Origin of the sequence: Serratia sp. CY52157 (assembly GCF_052168495.1) — a bacterium.
GTDB classification, from domain to species: Bacteria; Pseudomonadota; Gammaproteobacteria; order Enterobacterales; family Enterobacteriaceae; genus Serratia; species Serratia ureilytica.
On the sequence record NZ_JBJNMO010000001.1, the window covers coordinates 1,960,592 to 1,977,746 of the forward strand.

General features: G+C 61.9%; 16 protein-coding genes. 7 read left to right on the forward strand and 9 right to left on the reverse strand.

Going from position 1 to position 17,155, the window contains the following annotated elements:
- Positions 1 to 6: 6 nt before the first annotated feature.
- The 3 genes from ACJ8IP_RS09355 to budA form a co-directional block, all read right to left on the reverse strand.
- The gene (locus ACJ8IP_RS09355) at positions 7 to 1,593 is read right to left on the reverse strand and encodes an ABC transporter substrate-binding protein (protein ID WP_442524375.1); all 1,587 of its coding nucleotides are present in this window, start codon (positions 1,591 to 1,593) and stop codon (positions 7 to 9) included.
- Between the two features lie 143 nt (positions 1,594 to 1,736).
- On the reverse strand, positions 1,737 to 3,422 hold the full coding sequence (gene alsS / locus ACJ8IP_RS09360; RefSeq protein ID WP_033643950.1) for an acetolactate synthase AlsS: 1,686 nt from the start codon (positions 3,420 to 3,422) through the stop codon (positions 1,737 to 1,739).
- Positions 3,423 to 3,454: 32 nt separating this feature from the next.
- Positions 3,455 to 4,234, reverse strand: coding sequence for an acetolactate decarboxylase (gene budA, locus ACJ8IP_RS09365; protein WP_033643951.1), 780 nt, complete (start codon positions 4,232 to 4,234; stop codon positions 3,455 to 3,457).
- Between the two features lie 449 nt (positions 4,235 to 4,683).
- Between budA and ACJ8IP_RS09370 the strand changes: the two genes are divergently transcribed.
- Positions 4,684 to 5,586, forward strand: a complete 903-nt coding sequence (locus tag ACJ8IP_RS09370) for a LysR family transcriptional regulator (protein WP_042785148.1) — start codon at positions 4,684 to 4,686, stop codon at positions 5,584 to 5,586.
- Here ACJ8IP_RS09370 and eutC read toward each other — a convergent pair.
- Both eutC and ACJ8IP_RS09380 read right to left on the reverse strand, forming a co-directional pair.
- On the reverse strand, positions 5,565 to 6,356 hold the full coding sequence (gene eutC / locus ACJ8IP_RS09375) for an ethanolamine ammonia-lyase subunit EutC (RefSeq protein ID WP_042785149.1): 792 nt from the start codon (positions 6,354 to 6,356) through the stop codon (positions 5,565 to 5,567). The two genes, ACJ8IP_RS09370 and eutC, sit on opposite strands and share 22 nt — an antisense overlap.
- Positions 6,353 to 7,738 (reverse strand): ethanolamine ammonia-lyase subunit EutB, encoded by a 1,386-nt coding sequence (locus tag ACJ8IP_RS09380; RefSeq protein ID WP_060660400.1) that lies wholly within the window; start codon positions 7,736 to 7,738, stop codon positions 6,353 to 6,355. Before ACJ8IP_RS09380 ends, eutC begins: the two co-directional genes overlap by 4 nt.
- Before the next feature lie 160 nt (positions 7,739 to 7,898).
- On the opposite strand from ACJ8IP_RS09380, the gene ACJ8IP_RS09385 reads away from it, so the two are divergent.
- Positions 7,899 to 8,447, forward strand: a complete 549-nt coding sequence (locus tag ACJ8IP_RS09385) for a nucleotidyltransferase family protein (RefSeq protein WP_072627219.1) — start codon at positions 7,899 to 7,901, stop codon at positions 8,445 to 8,447.
- 52 nt (positions 8,448 to 8,499) lie between these two features.
- Entirely contained in the window at positions 8,500 to 8,967 is a 468-nt protein-coding gene (locus ACJ8IP_RS09390; protein WP_016926792.1) for a FlxA-like family protein, read from the forward strand.
- A 1-nt stretch (position 8,968) separates the two neighbouring features.
- Here the strand turns inward: ACJ8IP_RS09390 and ACJ8IP_RS09395 are convergent, their stop codons facing one another.
- A complete protein-coding gene (locus ACJ8IP_RS09395) occupies positions 8,969 to 9,889 on the reverse strand; it encodes a LysR family transcriptional regulator (RefSeq protein WP_442524376.1) in 921 nt (306 codons plus the stop codon).
- A 97-nt stretch (positions 9,890 to 9,986) separates the two neighbouring features.
- Here ACJ8IP_RS09395 and ACJ8IP_RS09400 point away from each other — a divergent pair, with 97 nt between their 5' ends.
- Positions 9,987 to 10,979, forward strand: coding sequence for a bile acid:sodium symporter family protein (locus ACJ8IP_RS09400; protein WP_042785152.1), 993 nt, complete (start codon positions 9,987 to 9,989; stop codon positions 10,977 to 10,979).
- A gap of 27 nt (positions 10,980 to 11,006) precedes the next feature.
- Here the strand turns inward: ACJ8IP_RS09400 and ACJ8IP_RS09405 are convergent, their stop codons facing one another.
- The 3 genes from ACJ8IP_RS09405 to zipA all read right to left on the reverse strand — a co-directional run bounded on the left by ACJ8IP_RS09405 (position 11,007) and on the right by zipA (position 14,348).
- Positions 11,007 to 11,222 carry a DUF3820 family protein gene (locus tag ACJ8IP_RS09405; protein WP_172755763.1) on the reverse strand — a complete coding sequence of 72 codons (216 nt, stop codon included), beginning with the start codon at positions 11,220 to 11,222 and terminating at the stop codon, positions 11,007 to 11,009.
- Positions 11,222 to 13,243, reverse strand: a complete 2,022-nt coding sequence (ligA, locus tag ACJ8IP_RS09410; RefSeq protein WP_047025266.1) for an NAD-dependent DNA ligase LigA — start codon at positions 13,241 to 13,243, stop codon at positions 11,222 to 11,224. Before ligA ends, ACJ8IP_RS09405 begins: the two co-directional genes overlap by 1 nt.
- Positions 13,244 to 13,322: 79 nt before the next feature.
- Positions 13,323 to 14,348 carry a cell division protein ZipA gene (zipA, locus tag ACJ8IP_RS09415; protein ID WP_442524377.1) on the reverse strand — a complete coding sequence of 342 codons (1,026 nt, stop codon included), beginning with the start codon at positions 14,346 to 14,348 and terminating at the stop codon, positions 13,323 to 13,325.
- Positions 14,349 to 14,569: 221 nt separating this feature from the next.
- On the opposite strand from zipA, the gene cysZ reads away from it, so the two are divergent.
- The 3 genes from cysZ to ptsH all read left to right on the forward strand — a co-directional run bounded on the left by cysZ (position 14,570) and on the right by ptsH (position 17,139).
- Positions 14,570 to 15,328, forward strand: coding sequence for a sulfate transporter CysZ (gene cysZ, locus ACJ8IP_RS09420; protein WP_047574154.1), 759 nt, complete (start codon positions 14,570 to 14,572; stop codon positions 15,326 to 15,328).
- Positions 15,329 to 15,513: 185 nt separating this feature from the next.
- Positions 15,514 to 16,482 carry a cysteine synthase A gene (gene cysK / locus ACJ8IP_RS09425; RefSeq protein ID WP_016926786.1) on the forward strand — a complete coding sequence of 323 codons (969 nt, stop codon included), beginning with the start codon at positions 15,514 to 15,516 and terminating at the stop codon, positions 16,480 to 16,482.
- Between the two features lie 399 nt (positions 16,483 to 16,881).
- On the forward strand, positions 16,882 to 17,139 hold the full coding sequence (gene ptsH, locus ACJ8IP_RS09430) for a phosphocarrier protein Hpr (protein WP_004936458.1): 258 nt from the start codon (positions 16,882 to 16,884) through the stop codon (positions 17,137 to 17,139).
- Positions 17,140 to 17,155: the final 16 nt, after the last annotated feature.

A 17,155-nucleotide genomic window follows, 5' to 3' on the forward strand; every position in this document is an offset into this window, starting at 1 on the left:
TTGTCGTTACTTCTCCAGCGACACCTGTTTGAAAATGTGTTTGCCGAACGGGTCTATCTCGTAGCCTTTCACTGCCTTGCGCACCGGTTCGAAGATGGTCGAGTGCGCAATCATCAATGCCGGCATCTGATCGTGCATTATCACCTGCGCCTGCTGATACATCGCCACCCGTTTGGCGTGATCGTTCTCCTCGCGCGCCTGCAGGATCAGCTGGTCGAACGGTTTATAGCACCATTTCGCCGAGTTCGAACCGCCGAGCGAAGCGCAGGTGAACAGCGGGCCGAAGAAGTTGTCCGGATCGCCGTTGGCGGTGGTCCAGCCCATCAGCGCGGTCTGGTGTTCGCCGTTTTTAATCCGCTGTAAATACTCGCCCCACTCGAAGGTGACGATTTTGGCGCGCACGCCGATTTTAGCCCAATCGGCCTGGATCATCTCCGCCATGCGCTTGGCGTTGGGGTTATAGGGCCGCTGCACCGGCATCGCCCACAGATCGATGTCGAAGCCCTGCCCCAGCCCGGCCTCCTGCAACAGCTGCTTCGCCCGCTCCGGCGAATACGGGTAGTCTTCAAGCTGCGCGTTGCTGCCCCATTGAGCCGGCGGCAGCAGGTTCTTGGCCGGCTGACCGGCGCCGTGGAACACCGCGTCGATGATCGCCGGCTTGTTGACCGCCAGCGCCAACGCCTGGCGCACCTTAACGTTATCCAACGGTTTCTTCTGGGTGTTGAACGCCAGGAAACCGATATTCAAGCCGGATTTTTCCATTACCTGAATGTTGCCGTCCTGCCGCATGCGTGCCAGATCCGCCGGATTGGGGAACGGCATCACCTGGCATTCGTTCTTTTGCAGCTTGGCGTAACGCACCGCCGCATCCGGCGTGATCGAGAATACCAGCCGATCAAGCTTCGGCTTGCCTTCCCAGTAGCGGTCGAACGCCTTGTAGAGGATTTTCGCGTCCTTCTGGTACTGCACCAGCTGGAACGGCCCGGTGCCGATCGGATCGTTGTCCACCCGCTGCGGCGTGCCGGCCTTCAGCATCGCGTCGGCATATTCCGCCGATAAAATGGTGGCGAAATACATGCCCAGATCGGCGACGAACGGCGCCTCGGCGCGGGAGAGCTCAAAGCGCACGGTGTGCTCATCCACCTTGACGATCCGGTCAATCAGCGTGCCGAACTCCATCGACTCGAAGTTGGTGTAGGCGCCATTGGAGACCTTGTGATACGGGTTGTTGGCGTCCTTCTGGCGCATAAACGAGAAGATGACGTCATCGGCGTTGAAATCGCGGGTGGGCGTGAAATATTTATTGCTCTGGAATGCCACGCCCTTGCGCAGATGGAAGGTATAGCGCTTGCCGTCTTCGCTCACCTCCCAGCTTTCCGCCAGGCCGGGTTGCAGCTCGACGGTGCCGGGTTTGAAATCCACCAGCCGGTTGTAGATCGCCGCCGAACTGGCGTCTACCGTGGTGCCGGAGGTGAATAGCTGCGGGTTGAAGCCTTCCGGCGAGCCTTCGGAACAGTAGACCAGCGTATTGGCCCGCGCGCCGCCGGCAATCGCCAACGCCAGCAGCCCGATCGTTATTGCTTTTCTTTTCATTGCGCTATCCCCAGTGGTGAAAAAACAGCCGAACGGATAGCAATAAATCATGCAGTTAGCGATGTAAAGGACAAATTCCGCGCATAAAAACGGGCAGGCGCGCAAGCGGCCTGCCCCGGTGAAACGGCGCGAGGATGATGAAATTAAATCATCTGGCTGAAGTTCATCTGCGCCATCAGCTTATAGTTATCGGCGTAGTCGACCGGAATGGCCACCACCACCGGCCCCTGGATCTCCATCGCCTTGCGCAGCATCGGCCGCAGATCTTCCACCGACTGCACGGCGAAACCGACCGCGCCGCAGGATTCCGCGTAGGCCTTGAAGTCGATCGGCCCGAACTCCACGCCGGATTTGCGCTGGTATTTGTTCACTTCCTGCATTTCCACCATGTTGTAAGCGTTATCGACCCAGATCACGTGCACGATGTTGTTTTTCAGCCGCACCGCGGTCTCCAGCTCCATGCTCGACTGCATGAAGCCGCCGTCGCCGGAGATTGACACCACCTTATCGCCGGGGCGCACCAGCGCCGCGCCAATGGCCCACGGCAGCGCTACCCCCATGGTTTGCTGGCCGTTGGAGATCAACAGCTGGCGAGCGCGGAAGCTGTAAAGATAGCGGGCGATCCAAATGTGGAAACTGCCCATGTCCACGCACAGCGTCACGTCGTCGCTGACGATGTCCTGCAGCTCCTTGACGATGCGCAACGGATGGATCGGCATGCCGCCGCGGCGCGCGGCGCGTTCCGCCAATTCGGCGCGCTGGCGGCCGAGATCGGTCAGGATCAGTTCCACCTCCGCCGGAACGCAGACCGCCTCATTGAACGCTTCGGTCATCATGTTCAACGTGGCGCTGATGTTGCCCACCAGCTCGACGTCCGGCCGATAGCAGGTATCGATGTCCGCTGGCAGCACGTCGATATGCACCAGCTTCAGCCGCCCGTGGCTGTTCCACATGCACGGATCGTATTCGATCGGATCGTAACCGACGCTGACCACCAGATCGGCCTTTTGCAACAGCTGATCGGCCGGCTGGTTGTTGAACAGGCCGACGCGGCCGGCGAAACGGGCAAAGTGATTGACGTCAATCACCCCCGCCGCCTGATAGGTGCCGACCACCGGCATATGGGTGCGGTACAGCAGATGGCGCACCGCCTCGCTGTTCTCCGGCCGGCTGGCCTGCAAGCCCAGCAGCAGCACCGGGCATTTGGCTTGGCGGATCAGTTTCACCGCCGCCTGAATGTCGTCCGCCGCCGCGGCCCCCATGCGCGGCAAGCGGCAGCCCGCCAGCACCGGCGCCGTGACCGGCTCATTGACGATATCCATCGGCAGGCTGACGAACGACGCCCCCGGCCGGCCGAACTCGGCGCGGCGGAAGGCGTTGGCGATCACCTCGGAAATCGCCGAACCGGCATGCACTTCGGCGCAGTACTTGGTCACCGGCCGGAACATGCTGACGGTATCCATGCTCTGGTGCGTCTGCTTCAGGCTGTCGGCGCGCTTCACCGCGCCGCCGAAGGCCACCACCGCATCCCCTTCCGAGGTGGCGGTCGCCAGCCCGGTGATCAGGTTGGAGCTGCCCGGCCCGGAGGTGACCAGCGCCACCCCCGCCTTGCCGGTCAGGCGGCCGACCGCCGCCGCCATAAAGGCCGCGTTGGCCTCATGGCGCACCACTACCGTTTCGATCGACGGCGCATCTTCCAGCGAATCGAACACCCGGTCAATCTTGGCGCCCGGAATGCCGAAAACGTGTTTGACGCCCTGCGCTTCCAGGTTTTTCACCACCAAGTCGGCGCCGCATTGCCAGTCATTGCCTGTTTTTTCCTGTGCCATGGTTCCACCTCCTAAGAAAACGATCGCCGGGATTAGCCCTCGGCGGAACGAATCGCGCGATCCAAATCCTCTGGACAGAGGTTGGCGCGCAAGAAATCCGCATCATGCGGCAACTGAAGATTGAGACGGGTGATGACGCCGAACTGCAGGCGGCCATGATCGAGCTGGTAATCCAGCACGTGGCCGCCGCCGCTGCGGTCGTCGGTAACGAAGTGTTCGTGATAGCCGGCCACGCCGATGCCCTGCATGTAATCGGGCGAGCGGAAGCCGACCAGCGTGCCGCGCCGCTGATGGAACGAGAAGGTCGGCTGCTCTTCTATCGCTTCCAGCATTGGGCGGTAAGGCCGTTCCTGACGCGGCACGGTGCGGGTTTCGACATGGCTGAACTCACCGTCGACCCGCACCGCGCAGAACAGGTTCGGCGAGGCGACCTGTTCATCGATGCATTGGTGCAGTTGCGCCTTGGTGATCGGCCGATCGAATTGCTGGCTGACGCTGGGCTGGAAAAAGGTGACGACGGCGAAAGGGGTTTTCTGTTGCAAACCGGCCGGGCGGGCGCTGCCGTCGGCGCGCAGCTGGTGTATTTCCTGATCGAACGCGATCAGTTCGCCATCCAGATGATTGAAGGTGCCGAGGCCGAAATCGCCGTGTTTCAGCAATTCGGCGATGGTGGTCTCCCCTTCATAAACCCCGTCGATGAGCGCGCTCATCAGCGAGATTTGATAGATTTCGCCCTCCCCGGCGTTGATCGACTGCCTGGCGAAACCCTGCGCCAAATGGCGCGCACAGGAACACCCGTGTTTTTCGTTCATGCTGACTCCTCCACCAGCGCGGAACTGCGGTTCCACGCGTTCAAAAGACCCGCCGACGGCGGGCCAAGATGTCCCTCAGGCGCGTTCATCAGTTGGAACGATTCAGCCTGAGGCGACAAAAAAACCGGCACGGCTGGCCGGCCGATATCCAGAAACAACAGGAAGATAAGTGAAAGTAAAGACTCACTAATCATTAAGGTTGAGTCGGATATCAAATTGAACGGTTAATCTGGTGTTGGAGCGACAATCAACGCCACAGGCGGCTGACGCAGCCTGGGAAAAACATCTGCTATTTGGTGCTAAACGCCGCGAGGTTTATGCGTTTTCTCTCTATGCGGCCGGGATGCGGCGGCGCTGAATCCCGTCGTCAACCCGCAATCAGAGTAGCCGCAGCATCGCCAACAGAGAAGCGGGTATTCATAAGAAACGCTTTTGCATATAATGCAAAAATGAATGACGCCCGCTATGTAGAACATCTGCCAATCTTTCTCGACGTGGCCCGCCTGGGCAGCTTTTCCGCCGCCGCACGCCAGCTGGGTATGGTGCCTTCTTCGCTGGTGCGCCATATCGATGCGCTGGAAAGCGCGCTCGGCGCGACGCTGTTCGTGCGCTCCACCCGCGGCCTGTTGCTGACCGACGCCGGCGAGCTGCTGCTGGCACGCGCCGCCACGCTGATGACGGACATTACCGGCATTCGCGCCGAGCTGAACGCGCTGAACGAAACGCCGCAGGGCACGCTGCGCATCAGCTGCCTGCCGACCTTCGGCAAAACCTATGTGCTGCCGCTGCTGCCGACGCTGGCGGAACGTTACCCTCAGCTGTGGGTCGATCTCGATCTGACCGAACGCCAGACCGATCCGACCCAGGAACGGCTGGACGCCGCCATCCGCATCGGCGAGCAGAAGGACAGCGCGCTGTACGCCAGCCGCATCGCCACCCAACGCTGGGTGATGTGCGCCAGCCCCGGCTACGTCGCCCGCTATGGCCTGCCGAGCGATCTGGAGGCGCTGCCGCAGCACCGGCTGATCGCCCGCTACCACAAACAACAGCCGGCCTGCTGGGCGCAGATCCTCGACGCGGCGTTGATGAACCGCTGCACCATGGCGCTGCGTTGCGATGACTTCACCGCGCAGCGTCAGGCGGCGCTGCTCGGCCTCGGCATCGCCTTTCTGCCCAACTGGGTGGTGGGGCCGGACGTGCAGCATGGGCGGCTGGTGCAGATGCTGGAAGATCCGCGCCATGAACAGCAAGGCATCTATCTGCTGCGGCCGGTGGCGAAAGTGTCCGCCCGCCTGGCGGCCTTCACCGCCCTGCTGCAGCAAACCATCGGTCAACCGCCCAACTGGGCGTAAAGCGGGGTGACGCGGCCGCGCAGCGCCGGGTTGTCGCTCTCGTCTTTCAGTTCGACGCCGGTCAGCCGTCGCCGGCACGCCTGTTCCAGCAACCAGGCCAATTTGAACGCCGCCTGCGGATAATCCAGCCCCTCCGGCCGCACATTGGAGATGCAGTTGCGCTCTGAGTCCCTTCTGCGCCCGTTCGGCTCCCAGGTCAGATAAACCCCCAGGCTGTCCGGCGACGACAGCCCCGGCCGTTCGCCGATCAGCACCGCCACCGCCCGGGCCTGCAGGCACTCGCCGATCTCATCCCCCAGCGCCACTCGCGCCTGATGCGCCAACACCACCGGCGCGATCGCCAGCCCCAACGTATCGAGATAGGGCCGCAGCGCCTGCAGCAGCGGCAATGCCTGGCGGTGCACCGCCTTGGAAGAGAGGCCATCCGCCACCACCAGCAGCAGATCGGTCCGGCGCGGCGGCACGCCGAGCAGCAGGCGGCGGCTGTCCAGCGCCAATCGCCGCCCCAGATCCGGACGGCGCAGATAGGCGGCGCGGTCAACGGCCTGGCTGTGCACCGCCAGCGTGGGCCAACCGGCATCGTGCAGATCCGCCGCCAGCCGTTCGCTCTCGAATGGCTGATGCACCGCGTCGCGCGCCTGGGCATGGGCCAGGCCGAAGCGCAGCAGCTCGTCGGTCGGCAGACTGGCGCCGGTGCGCCCCAGCGCGATGCGCGCGTCGGTAAAGGCGCGCAGCGCGTCCCAACTGTTGACGTGAACCGGTTTGCTCATGTCCGTTCTCCCTGCAGCGCCAGCAACAGCGGGTGATTGGCGGCGGCGTCGCGCAGCCGTCCGCGTTCATCGGTGATGTTCATCGCCGCCAGCCAGGCGGCGAACTCCGGCGCGTGCTTCAGCCCCAGCAGTTCACGGATATAGAGCGCGTCGTGGAACGAGGTGCTTTGGTAATTGAGCATGATGTCGTCCGCGCCCGGCACGCCGATCAGGAACGTCAGCCCGGCGGCGGCCAACAGCGTCAGCAGCGTGTCCATATCATCCTGATCGGCCTCGGCATGGTTGGTGTAACAGACATCGCAGCCCAGCGGCAGGCCGAGCAGCTTGCCGCAGAAGTGATCCTCCAGCCCGGCGCGGATAATTTGTTTGCCGTCATACAGGTATTCAGGGCCGATAAACCCCACCACGGTGTTGATCAGCAGCGGTGAGAAATGCCGCGCCACCGCATAGGCGCGCGCCTCGCAGGTCTGCTGATCGACGCCGTGATGCGCGTTAGCCGACAGGCAACTGCCCTGCCCGGTTTCGAAGTACATCACGTTATCGCCCAACGTGCCGCGCTTGAGGCTCAGCGCCGCCTGCTGCGCCTCCGCCAGCAGCGCCAGACTGATGCCGAAACCGCGATTGGCCGCTTCGGTACCGGCGATCGACTGAAACACCAAATCCACCGGCGCGCCACGCTCCATCAGCCGCAGCGTGTTGGTCACGTGGGTCAGCACGCAGGATTGGGTGGGTATGGCGAAGCGCTGGATCACGTCGTCCAGCATGTAGTTGAGTTTTTCCAGCAGCGGCAGGCTGTCGCTGGCCGGATTGATGCCGACCACCGCGTCGCCGCTGCCGTACAGCAAACCGTCCAGCATGCTGGCGGCGATGCCTTGCAGGCTGTCGGTCGGGTGATTGGGCTGCAGCCGCACGCTGAGGTGGCCCGGCAGGCCAATCGTATTGCGAAAGCGCGTCACCACCCGGCATTTCTTCGCCACCAGGATCAGATCCTGATTGCGCATGATCTTGCTTACCGCCGCCGCCATCTCCGGCATAATGCCGGCGGCCACCTGCGCCAGCATGGCACTGTCCGCCTGCTCGCTCAGCAACCAGTCGCGAAAATCGCCGATCGTGAGGTGCGAGATGGGCTCAAAGGCGGCGGCGTCGTGGCTATCGATGATCAGGCGCGTCACCTCGTCCTGCTCGTACGGCACCAGCGGCTGCTGCAGGAAAGTCTTGAGCGGCACATCCGCCAGCGCGATGCGCGCCGCCATGCGCTCTTCGGCGCTTTCCGCCGCCACCTCCGCCAGATAATCGCCGGAACGCGCCGGCGAAGCTTTCGCCATCAGCTGGCGCAGGCCGCCGAAGCGATAGCCGCGTTGGCCCAACGTTGCCTGATACATAGCCCCCCTCCCTTGCCCTGAGTGACGAGATAAAAGCCCTGCACCAAGTGTAGTCAGTGAAGCAAGAAAATTAATTTGCCTGCTATCGCCGCCATCGCGCATCCCCCCATTTCACCCGCCGCCGCTTCGGGTTACAGTAGCCGCGAAAACAGGAGGGGTGATGGATCCGCAACGGCAAATTATCGACTGGCTGCAACAAGATAGCGCGCGCATGGCCGCCCTGCGCACCGTGCGCCGGCTCGGCCTGAATGACTGGTGCCTCGGCGCCGGCTTTGTGCGCAACCTGGTGTGGGATCGGCGCCACGGCTATGCGGAGCCCACGCCGCTCAACGATATCGACGTGATCCACTTCGATGCGGAGCGGGCGGACGCCGAACGCGATCGCATGCTGGAGGCGCGGCTGCAGCAGTGGCTGCCGCAGCCGTGGTCGGTCAAGAACCAGGCGCGCATGCACCTGCGCAGCGGCCGCGCGCCCTACCGCAACAGCGAAGAGGCCATCAGCTTCTGGACCGAAGTGGAAACGGCGATCGGCGCACGCCTGAACGCCGACGACAGCATCACGCTGGTCGCCCCTTTCGGGCTCGCGGCGCTGTTCAACGACACCATTACCTTCAACGTGAAAAATGGCGATCGCACGGCCTATGCCCAGCGCGTGGTCGACAAAGGCTGGCTGCTGCGCTGGCCGCGTCTGCGGCAGGTAAAGATTTAGCCGCCGCTGCCGATACCCTGAACAGCGAGATCCAGACTCAGGGAGAGCAACCATGTCGACCACCATCACCATGATCGTACCGATCAAGAATACCGTCCCCGGCGTCAGCAACGTCTTCAGCGCGCCGGGCCATCAGGGCGAATTGCTGATGGCCAAGCCGGTCAACAACCAGCCGCAAGGCGGCAAGATGGAGAAAAACGAACGCGCCAACGGCAATGATGAACCGGTTAATCTCAACGAAAGCCGCGCCTCGGCGCGCATCAAGGCGCTGAACCGGCAGATTCAGGCGCTGCAGCAAAAGCTGGTAGAACTGAAGGACTCCGACGCCGATCCTAAGGAAATCGAAAAGCAGAAACAGCTGATCGAAGCGCAGATCAAGATGTTGCAAGCCGAGATCGCGCGCATCCAGAAAGAAGAAATGGAAAAGCAGCAGCAGGAGCAAATGGAAAAAGCCGCGGCGCGAGCCGGCGACGGCGTAAACCGCCCAACGCCGCTCAACGCGGTGGACGTCTATATCTGAGTCAATATTCCGCGTTTTCCCGCCGGCGCTGTTGCAGCAGCGCCGCCTGCTGACGCGCCACCTGCCAGATGGCCTCCGCCGCCGGCGTCAGCGAGCGGTTCTTGCGCCGCACCAGCATCAGCGCGCGGTTAATTTCCGGCACCAGCCGCCGTACCCGAAGCCGCCCCCCTTCCGGCAGCGGCAGCGCCAACGCCGGGAAAATGCTGATGCCGATCCCCTCCGCCACCATCGGGAACAGCGTCGCCGGATGGCCGATTTCCTGCACCACCTGCGCTTCCACACCCTGCTGCCTCAGCGCGCTGTCGATCAGCGGCCGGCTGCCCGACGCATAATCCTGCAGCACCAGACGGCAGCCGTTCAATGCCGACCAACGCACCGCCTGCTGCGCAGCAAACGGGTGATCGTCGCGGCACAGCAACAGGAACGGTTCATGCAGCACCGCTTCGCACTCCAGATCCACCGCTTGCACCGGATCGACCACGATGCCGAAATCCACCTCGGCGTTACGCACGCTGTGCAGCACCTGCTGCTGCGCCTGATCGCGCAGCATGATGCGGATCTCCGGGTATTCACGCTCGCCGGCGGCGATGCACTGCGGCATCAGATGGGCGGAAATGGTTTGGCTCGTCGCCACCCGCACCGTGCCGCTGCGCTGTACGCCAAAGCTGCGCGCATCCAGCAAAGCGGCCTGCAGTTCATCCAGCAGCCGCTCGACCCGGTTGGCCAACCGCAGACCGGCGTCGGTCAACACCACTTCACGCGTGGTGCGATCCAGCAGCCGCACGCCGACCTCCGTTTCCAGCTCTTTCACGCTGTGGCTGACCGCCGATTGCGTCAGGCCGATCGCCTCACCGGCGCGGCTGAAGCTGCCGTGGCGGGCGATGGCGACGAACACCCGCAGCTGTTTGAGTGAGTAATTCATGTGTTTTATTCATATATGAATTAAATAAATCAATTTAATTATTATATGTCCGCGCGGGAGAATAGCCCTATCGATTTTCGACCCTGAGCGCACCGCCATGAGATTTCTGCCCGATCGTTTTACCCTGACGCTGATCGCTACCGTGCTGCTGGCGTCGTTCCTGCCGGCGCGCGGCGAGTTCGTCGGCTGGCTCAACGCCCTGACCATCGCCGCCATCGCCCTGCTGTTCTTCATGCACGGCGCCAAGCTGTCGCGCGAGGCCATCCTGGCCGGCAGCAACAACTGGCGGCTGCATCTGTGGGTGATGTGCAGCACCTTCATCATTTTTCCGGCGCTGGGCGTGCTGTTTGCCTGGTGGGCGCCGATCGACGTCAGCCCCGAGCTGTACGCCGGTTTCATCTACCTGTGCATCCTGCCGGCCACCGTGCAATCGGCCATCGCCTTCACCTCGCTGGCGGGCGGCAACGTCGCGGCGGCGGTATGCAGCGCTTCCGCCTCCAGCCTGCTCGGGATCTTCGTATCGCCGCTACTGGTCGGCTTGTTGATGAATGTGCACGGCGATACCGGCGGCCTGCGGCAGGTCGGTTCGATCGTGCTGCAGCTGCTGGTGCCGTTCGTCGCCGGTCACCTGCTGCGGCCGCTGATCGGCGGCTGGATCGAACGCCATCGGCCGCTTATCGGTAAAACCGATCAGACTTCAATTCTGCTGGTGGTGTACGCCGCCTTCAGCGAGGCGGTGACGCACGGCATCTGGCATCAGGTAGGGATGGGCTCACTGGCGTTTATCGTCGGTGGCAGCATCGTGCTGCTGGCGATCGTGCTGGTGGTGAACACTTACATGGCGCGCTGGCTGGGGTTCAGCAAAGCGGACGAGATCACCATCGTATTCTGCGGTTCGAAGAAGAGCCTGGCGAACGGCATTCCGATGGCCAATATCCTGTTCCCGGCGGCGACGGTGGGGATCATGGTGCTGCCGCTGATGGTGTTCCATCAGGTGCAGCTGATGACCTGTGCGGTATTGGCGAAAAGGTATCAGCGCAAGCAGCGGGCGCAACAGGCGGTGCCCAACGCGCAGGCGTCGCGCGGGTAAAAAAAAGACGGGCCAAGGCCCGTCAGTTCAGCTTTTCTTCAGCGGCTTGACCAGGTGGTCAAGCCCTTCGATTTTAATCGCCAGCGTCATCTCCATCAGCATGCCGAGCTTGCCTTTGGGGAATTCGCCCTTACGGGCGAACCACAGCAGGTACTCTTCGGGCAGATCGATCAGCACCCGCCCCTGGTACTTGCCGAACGGTATCACGGTGTTGGCGATCTCCAGCAGGTTTTCCTTTTCCATCAGTCACCCAGCAGGCGGATCATTTCCGCTTCGTCGATCACGGCGATACCCAGCTCCTGCGCCTTCGCCAGCTTGGAGCCGGCCGCCTCGCCGGCGATCACCAGATCGGTTTTCTTCGACACGCTGCCGCTGACCTTGGCGCCCAGCGCCGTCAGGCGATCTTTGGCTTCGTCGCGCGACAGCTGGCTCAGCGAGCCGGTCAGCACCACGGTTTTTCCGGCGAACGGGCTGTCTATCTCTTCCGCTACCACCACCACCGGCGCCGGCCAGCGGATGCCGATCTCGGCGCCCACCAGCTCGTTGATCACCTGCTGATTGAGCGCTTCATCGAGAAAATTGCGGGTGTGTTTGGCCACCACTTCGCCGACGTCCGGCACCTCTTTCAGCGCCTCGATATCGGCGGCGAACAGCTTCTCCAGCGAACCGAAATGCGCCGCCAGGTTGGCGGCGGTCGCTTCGCCGACCTCGCGAATGCCGAGCGCATACAGGAAGCGAGCGAAGGTGGTCTGCTTGGATTTCTCCAGCGCGTTGACCAGATTCTGCGCCGATTTCGGCCCCATGCGATCCAGGCCGGTCAGAATGCCGGCGGAGAGCCGGAACAGGTCGGCCGGGTTCTTCACGTACTCCTTGTCCACCAGCTGCTCGATGATCTTGTCGCCCATGCCTTCAACGTCCAGCGCGCGGCGGGAAACGAAATGCTTCAACGCCTCTTTGCGCTGCGCGCCGCAGATAAGACCGCCGGTGCAACGCGCCACGGCCTCGCCTTCCACGCGCTCAACGTCGGAACCGCACACCGGGCAGTGCAGCGGGAACACCACTTCGCGCGCATCCTGCGGCCGACGGTCTTCCAGCACGCCCACCACCTGCGGGATCACGTCGCCGGCGCGGCGCACGATCACCGTATCGCCGATGCGCAGCCCCAACCGCTCAATTTCATCGGCGTTGTGCAAGGTGGCGTTGCTGACGGTCACCCCGGCCACCAGCACCGGCTCAAGGCGCGCCACCGGCGTAATCGCGCCGGTGCGGCCAACCTGAAACTCCACTTCGCGCACCACGGTGATCTGCTCCTGCGCCGGGAATTTGAACGCCGTCGCCCAGCGCGGCGCACGCGCCACGAAGCCCAGCGTTTCCTGCAGATCGATGTCGTCAATCTTGATCACCACGCCGTCAATATCGAAACCGAGCTGTGCGCGGTCCCGCTCGACCTGGCGATAGAACGCCAGCACTTCCTCGCTGCCGGTGCGGCGCTGGGCGCGATCGCTGACCGGCAGGCCCCAGGCCTTGAACTGCATCAGGCGTTCAAAGTGGCTGCGCGGCAGCTCGCCGCCTTCCAGCAGCCCGACGCCATAGCAGAAGAAGGTCAGCGGGCGTTTGGCGGTAATGCGCGGATCGAGCTGGCGCAGCGAACCGGCGGCGGCGTTGCGCGGATTGGCGAACACCTTACCGTCTTTGCGCCGCGCCTCTTCGTTCATCTGTTCAAACCCGGCCTGCGGCATGAACACTTCGCCGCGCACTTCCAGCCGGCGCGGGATGTTGTCGCCGGTCAGGCGCAGCGGGATGGCGCGAATGGTGCGCACGTTGGAGGTGATGTTCTCGCCGGTGGTGCCGTCGCCGCGCGTCGCCGCACGCACCAGCTCACCGTCTTCGTACAGCAGGCTGACCGCCAGGCCGTCCAGCTTCAGCTCGCAGCAGAAGGTCAGCGGATCGCTGCTCTTGAGCCTGTCCTGCACGCGCTTGTAAAACGCCAGGAAGCTCTCTTCGTCGAACACGTTGTCCAGCGACAGCATCGGCACTTCGTGACGCACCTGGTCAAACGCCGCCAGCGGCGCCGCGCCCACGCGCTGGGTCGGCGAATCGGCGGTGATCAGCTCCGGATGCGCGCTCTCTAGCTCGCGCAGCTCGCGCATCAGGCGGTCATATTCCGCATCCGGCACTTCGGGCGCATCCAGCACATGATACTGGTATTCATGATGGCGCAATGTGGCTCGTAGTTGATTGATTTGTTGGATTATCGATTCCATGGCTCACCATCAAAGATAAAAAACCCCCGGCTAGCGGGGGCTTTGTTGTTACGGATGTTCAGTGCGCGCGGCAACCCGGTCAGGCGTTGTTTTCCAACACTTCACGGATACGCGCTTTGTAGGTTTCCAGCTTCTGCGGCGTCATCATGCGGCGCTCGTCGTCCAGCACCACACCGCCCACGTCGTCGGCGATGCGCTGCGCCGACTGCAGCATCAGCTTGAAGTTCTGATTGGCGTCGCCGTAAGACGGCACCATCATGAACATCGACACGCCTGGCGTGGAGAAATCGGACATCATGTCAGGATCGAACGACCCCGGCTTGACCATGTTCGCCAGGCTGAACAGCACCGGGCCGCTGCCGGCCGGGCTGATATGGCGGTGGAAGATGCCCATCTCGCCAAACTGGAAGCCCGCCTGCAACACGCTCTGCAGCAGCACTTCGCCGCCGATCACGCCGCCCTGATGGGCCGCGACGTGCAGCACCAGCACGGTCTCTTTCAGTTTAGCCTGTACTGGCGCAGCGGCCGGCTGTTGCGGCTGCGGTGCAGGTTCCGACACTGGCTTCACTTCCGGCGCTTGCTGCACCGGGGCGGGTTCGGCGCGGAATGCCGGTTCCGCCGCCAGCGGCGCCTCATGTTCATGCGGCAGATCGTCAACGCGCGGCTCGCGGCGCGCGGCCGGTTGCGGTTGCTGCGGCTCGGCCGGTTCTTCGTCCGGCGCGTAGTTGTTCAGCAGGATGTCATCGTACTCCGGCCGCTGAGACAGCGGAGGCGGCGTCTGATGAGCAGCCGGCTGAACGGCGCGGGGCGCAGGCGCAGCCGCCGGAGCGGGCTTCGGCGCGGCCACGGGTTCTTCGCGTGCGGCATCGAAATGGCCGAATGACGGCTCGTCTTGCGGGTGAGCGGCGCGTACGCGCACCTCACCGACGCCTTCTTCGAGATCGTCGATCGGAGTTTGTTCACGTTCCTTTTGGGAACGTTTGGCTGGGCGATCGCGGAAGAGCGCTGACCGTTCTTTGCGACTGGTCCACAGACCGTGCAATAACAGCGCTATTATGGCGATCGCGCCAACAACGATTAATATCAGACGCAAATCCTGCATCATTGCTATCTCTGTTGTTCCAATACATTGCCACCGCGGCAAACATTCACTCTTTAACTCTATTTGCCCGCGCACACAAGTGCAAGTCCGTGCTGAACTTTATGCCAATAAAGATGATTATACTGCCTTTTTCTGCTGGTTTTTCAGCCAACCCTACCCTAGCCAGTGGAAAATCATCCCTATATGATAATGATGCCTGTTCAGACAACGAGATAACTTAAGATATGTCCTATACGCAGCCCCCTTCCCGTTCCACCAGCGGCATTCATTATTTCGCCGAAGGCTGGCGCCTGATTTCGCGCCCGGGGATTAAACGCTATGTGGTCCTGCCGTTGCTGGTCAACGTGCTGCTGATGGGCTCTGCTTTCTGGTGGCTGTTCAGCCGCCTCGGCGACTGGATCCCGGCGATGATGAGCCACGTTCCCGATTGGCTGCAATGGTTGAGCTACCTGCTGTGGCCGCTGGCGGTCATTTCGGTGCTGCTGGTGTTCAGCTATCTGTTCAGCACCCTCACCAACCTGATCGCCGCCCCGTTCTGCGGCCTGCTGGCCGAACAGCTCGAAGGCAGCCTGACCGGCAAACCGCTGCCGGACACCGGCCTGCTCGGCATCGCCAAAGACCTGCCGCGCATCATGGCGCGCGAATGGCGCAAGCTGATGTATTACCTGCCGCGCGCGCTGCTGCTGCTGGCGCTGTACTTCGTGCCCGGCATCGGCCAGACGGTGGCGCCGGTGCTGTGGTTCCTGTTCAGCGCCTGGATGCTGGCGATCCAGTATTGCGACTATCCATTCGACAACCACAAGGTGAGCTTTGCCGATATGCGCCGCGCACTGCGCCAGCACAAAACCGACAATCTGCAGTTCGGCGCGCTGGTCAGCCTCTTCACCATGATCCCCATCCTCAACCTGGTGATCCTGCCGGTCGCCGTCTGCGGCGCCACCGCGATGTGGGTCGATCGTTATCGCACGCAATTCGTCCGATAATCGCCGTTTTTTACCGCCGACAGCGCGGGAATTTTCGACAGGGCGCGCATTTCGCGCCCTTATCATTGTGCTTAAAACTTATTTCCTAATAACATATAGATATACCAATTCTTTACTTCCCTGCCGGTACTGTTAGCGTATGCTTTCGATGTTCCCCACATTTTCATAGAGTTAAAGGACGGGCTATGAGCAAGATATATGAAGACAACTCATTAACAATCGGCCATACGCCGCTGGTTCGTCTGAACCGTATCGGCAACGGACGCATTCTGGCCAAGGTTGAATCACGCAACCCGAGCTTCAGCGTCAAATGCCGCATCGGTGCCAATATGATTTGGGATGCGGAACAACGCGGCGTGCTGACCGCCGGCAAGGAACTGGTGGAGCCGACCAGCGGCAACACCGGCATCGCGCTGGCCTTCGTGGCCGCCGCGCGCGGCTACAAGCTGACGCTGACCATGCCGGAAACCATGAGCATCGAGCGCCGCAAGCTGCTCAAGGCGCTGGGCGCCAATCTGGTGCTGACCGAAGGGGCGAAAGGCATGAAAGGCGCCATCGCCAAAGCGGAAGAGATCGTCGCTACCGATCCGAACCGCTACCTGATCCTGCAGCAGTTCAGCAACCCGGCCAACCCGGCCATCCATGAAAAAACCACCGGCCCGGAAATCTGGGAAGACACTGACGGGGAAGTCGACGTGTTCATCTCCGGCGTCGGCACCGGCGGCACGCTGACCGGCGTCAGCCGCTACATCAAGAACACCAAAGGCAAAGCCATCACCACCGTGGCGGTCGAGCCGACCGACTCGCCGGTCATCAGCCAGGCGCTGGCCGGTGAAGAGCTGAAGCCGGGCCCGCACAAAATTCAGGGCATCGGCGCCGGCTTCATTCCAGGCAACCTCGATCTGGACCTGGTGGATCGCGTCGAAAAAATCTCCAACGACGAAGCCATCAGCATGGCGCGCCGCCTGATGGACGAAGAAGGCATCCTGGCAGGCATCTCCTCCGGCGCAGCGGTCGCGGCGGCGGTAAAACTGGCCGAAGAACCGGCGTTCGCCGACAAGACCATTGTGGTTATCCTGCCCTCTTCCGGCGAACGTTATCTCAGCACTGCGCTGTTTGCCGATCTGTTCACCGAGCAGGAATTGCAGCAGTAATTCCGACACTGCACAAATCGCTAAAAAAGCACCCTGCGGGGTGCTTTTTTGTGGACTGGATCAAACTTTATAGCAGTCCAAGATTGCTTTTGCCCGTCGGCTTTAGTATTTAACGGTGCATTATTTCGATGCGCAAAATTAATCATCCCCCGAGCCCGGTCAAGGCTGAATCGATTTACTCATCTGTCGCCGACGCGTCGAATCGGGCATAATGGGGAGCGGATTGGAACGACGTCTAAAGCCGAGTTTTTTGATCTGAAGTGCCTAACGCGTCGTTTTCTGTTGCATCAACGTTCGCCCCTGTCCATAGTCAGGCGCTATAACCAGACAAGCTAAAGTCAGGCCCCTGGGCTAAACTTTAGCTCCACAACATTAATCCAATAAGTTGGGGAAACATCAATGTTCCAGCAAGAAGTTACTATTACCGCTCCGAATGGTCTGCATACTCGCCCTGCCGCTCAGTTCGTTAAAGAAGCAAAAGGCTTCACGTCTGACATCACCGTAACCTCCAACGGCAAAAGCGCCAGCGCCAAAAGCCTGTTCAAACTGCAAACTCTGGGGCTGACTCAAGGGACCGTAGTGACCATCTCCGCTGAAGGTGAAGACGAGCAGAAAGCCGTTGAGCACTTGGTAAAACTGATGGCAGAGCTTGAGTAATCGGCCCGTCTTTTTA

Bases quoted from the DNA above. Each gene is read 5' to 3' on its own strand.
- ACJ8IP_RS09355 (WP_442524375.1), bottom strand. From the start codon at position 1,593: ATGAAAAGAAAAGCAATAACGATCGGGCTGCTGGCGTTGGCGATTGCC.
- alsS (WP_033643950.1), bottom strand. From the start codon at position 3,422: ATGGCACAGGAAAAAACAGGCAATGACTGGCAATGCGGCGCCGACTTG.
- budA (WP_033643951.1), bottom strand. From the start codon at position 4,234: ATGAACGAAAAACACGGGTGTTCCTGTGCGCGCCATTTGGCGCAGGGT.
- ACJ8IP_RS09370 (WP_042785148.1), top strand. From the start codon at position 4,684: ATGAATGACGCCCGCTATGTAGAACATCTGCCAATCTTTCTCGACGTG.
- eutC (WP_042785149.1), bottom strand. From the start codon at position 6,356: ATGAGCAAACCGGTTCACGTCAACAGTTGGGACGCGCTGCGCGCCTTT.
- ACJ8IP_RS09380 (WP_060660400.1), bottom strand. From the start codon at position 7,738: ATGTATCAGGCAACGTTGGGCCAACGCGGCTATCGCTTCGGCGGCCTG.
- ACJ8IP_RS09385 (WP_072627219.1), top strand. From the start codon at position 7,899: ATGGATCCGCAACGGCAAATTATCGACTGGCTGCAACAAGATAGCGCG.
- ACJ8IP_RS09390 (WP_016926792.1), top strand. From the start codon at position 8,500: ATGTCGACCACCATCACCATGATCGTACCGATCAAGAATACCGTCCCC.
- ACJ8IP_RS09395 (WP_442524376.1), bottom strand. From the start codon at position 9,889: ATGAATTACTCACTCAAACAGCTGCGGGTGTTCGTCGCCATCGCCCGC.
- ACJ8IP_RS09400 (WP_042785152.1), top strand. From the start codon at position 9,987: ATGAGATTTCTGCCCGATCGTTTTACCCTGACGCTGATCGCTACCGTG.
- ACJ8IP_RS09405 (WP_172755763.1), bottom strand. From the start codon at position 11,222: ATGGAAAAGGAAAACCTGCTGGAGATCGCCAACACCGTGATACCGTTC.
- ligA (WP_047025266.1), bottom strand. From the start codon at position 13,243: ATGGAATCGATAATCCAACAAATCAATCAACTACGAGCCACATTGCGC.
- zipA (WP_442524377.1), bottom strand. From the start codon at position 14,348: ATGATGCAGGATTTGCGTCTGATATTAATCGTTGTTGGCGCGATCGCC.
- cysZ (WP_047574154.1), top strand. From the start codon at position 14,570: ATGTCCTATACGCAGCCCCCTTCCCGTTCCACCAGCGGCATTCATTAT.
- cysK (WP_016926786.1), top strand. From the start codon at position 15,514: ATGAGCAAGATATATGAAGACAACTCATTAACAATCGGCCATACGCCG.
- ptsH (WP_004936458.1), top strand. From the start codon at position 16,882: ATGTTCCAGCAAGAAGTTACTATTACCGCTCCGAATGGTCTGCATACT.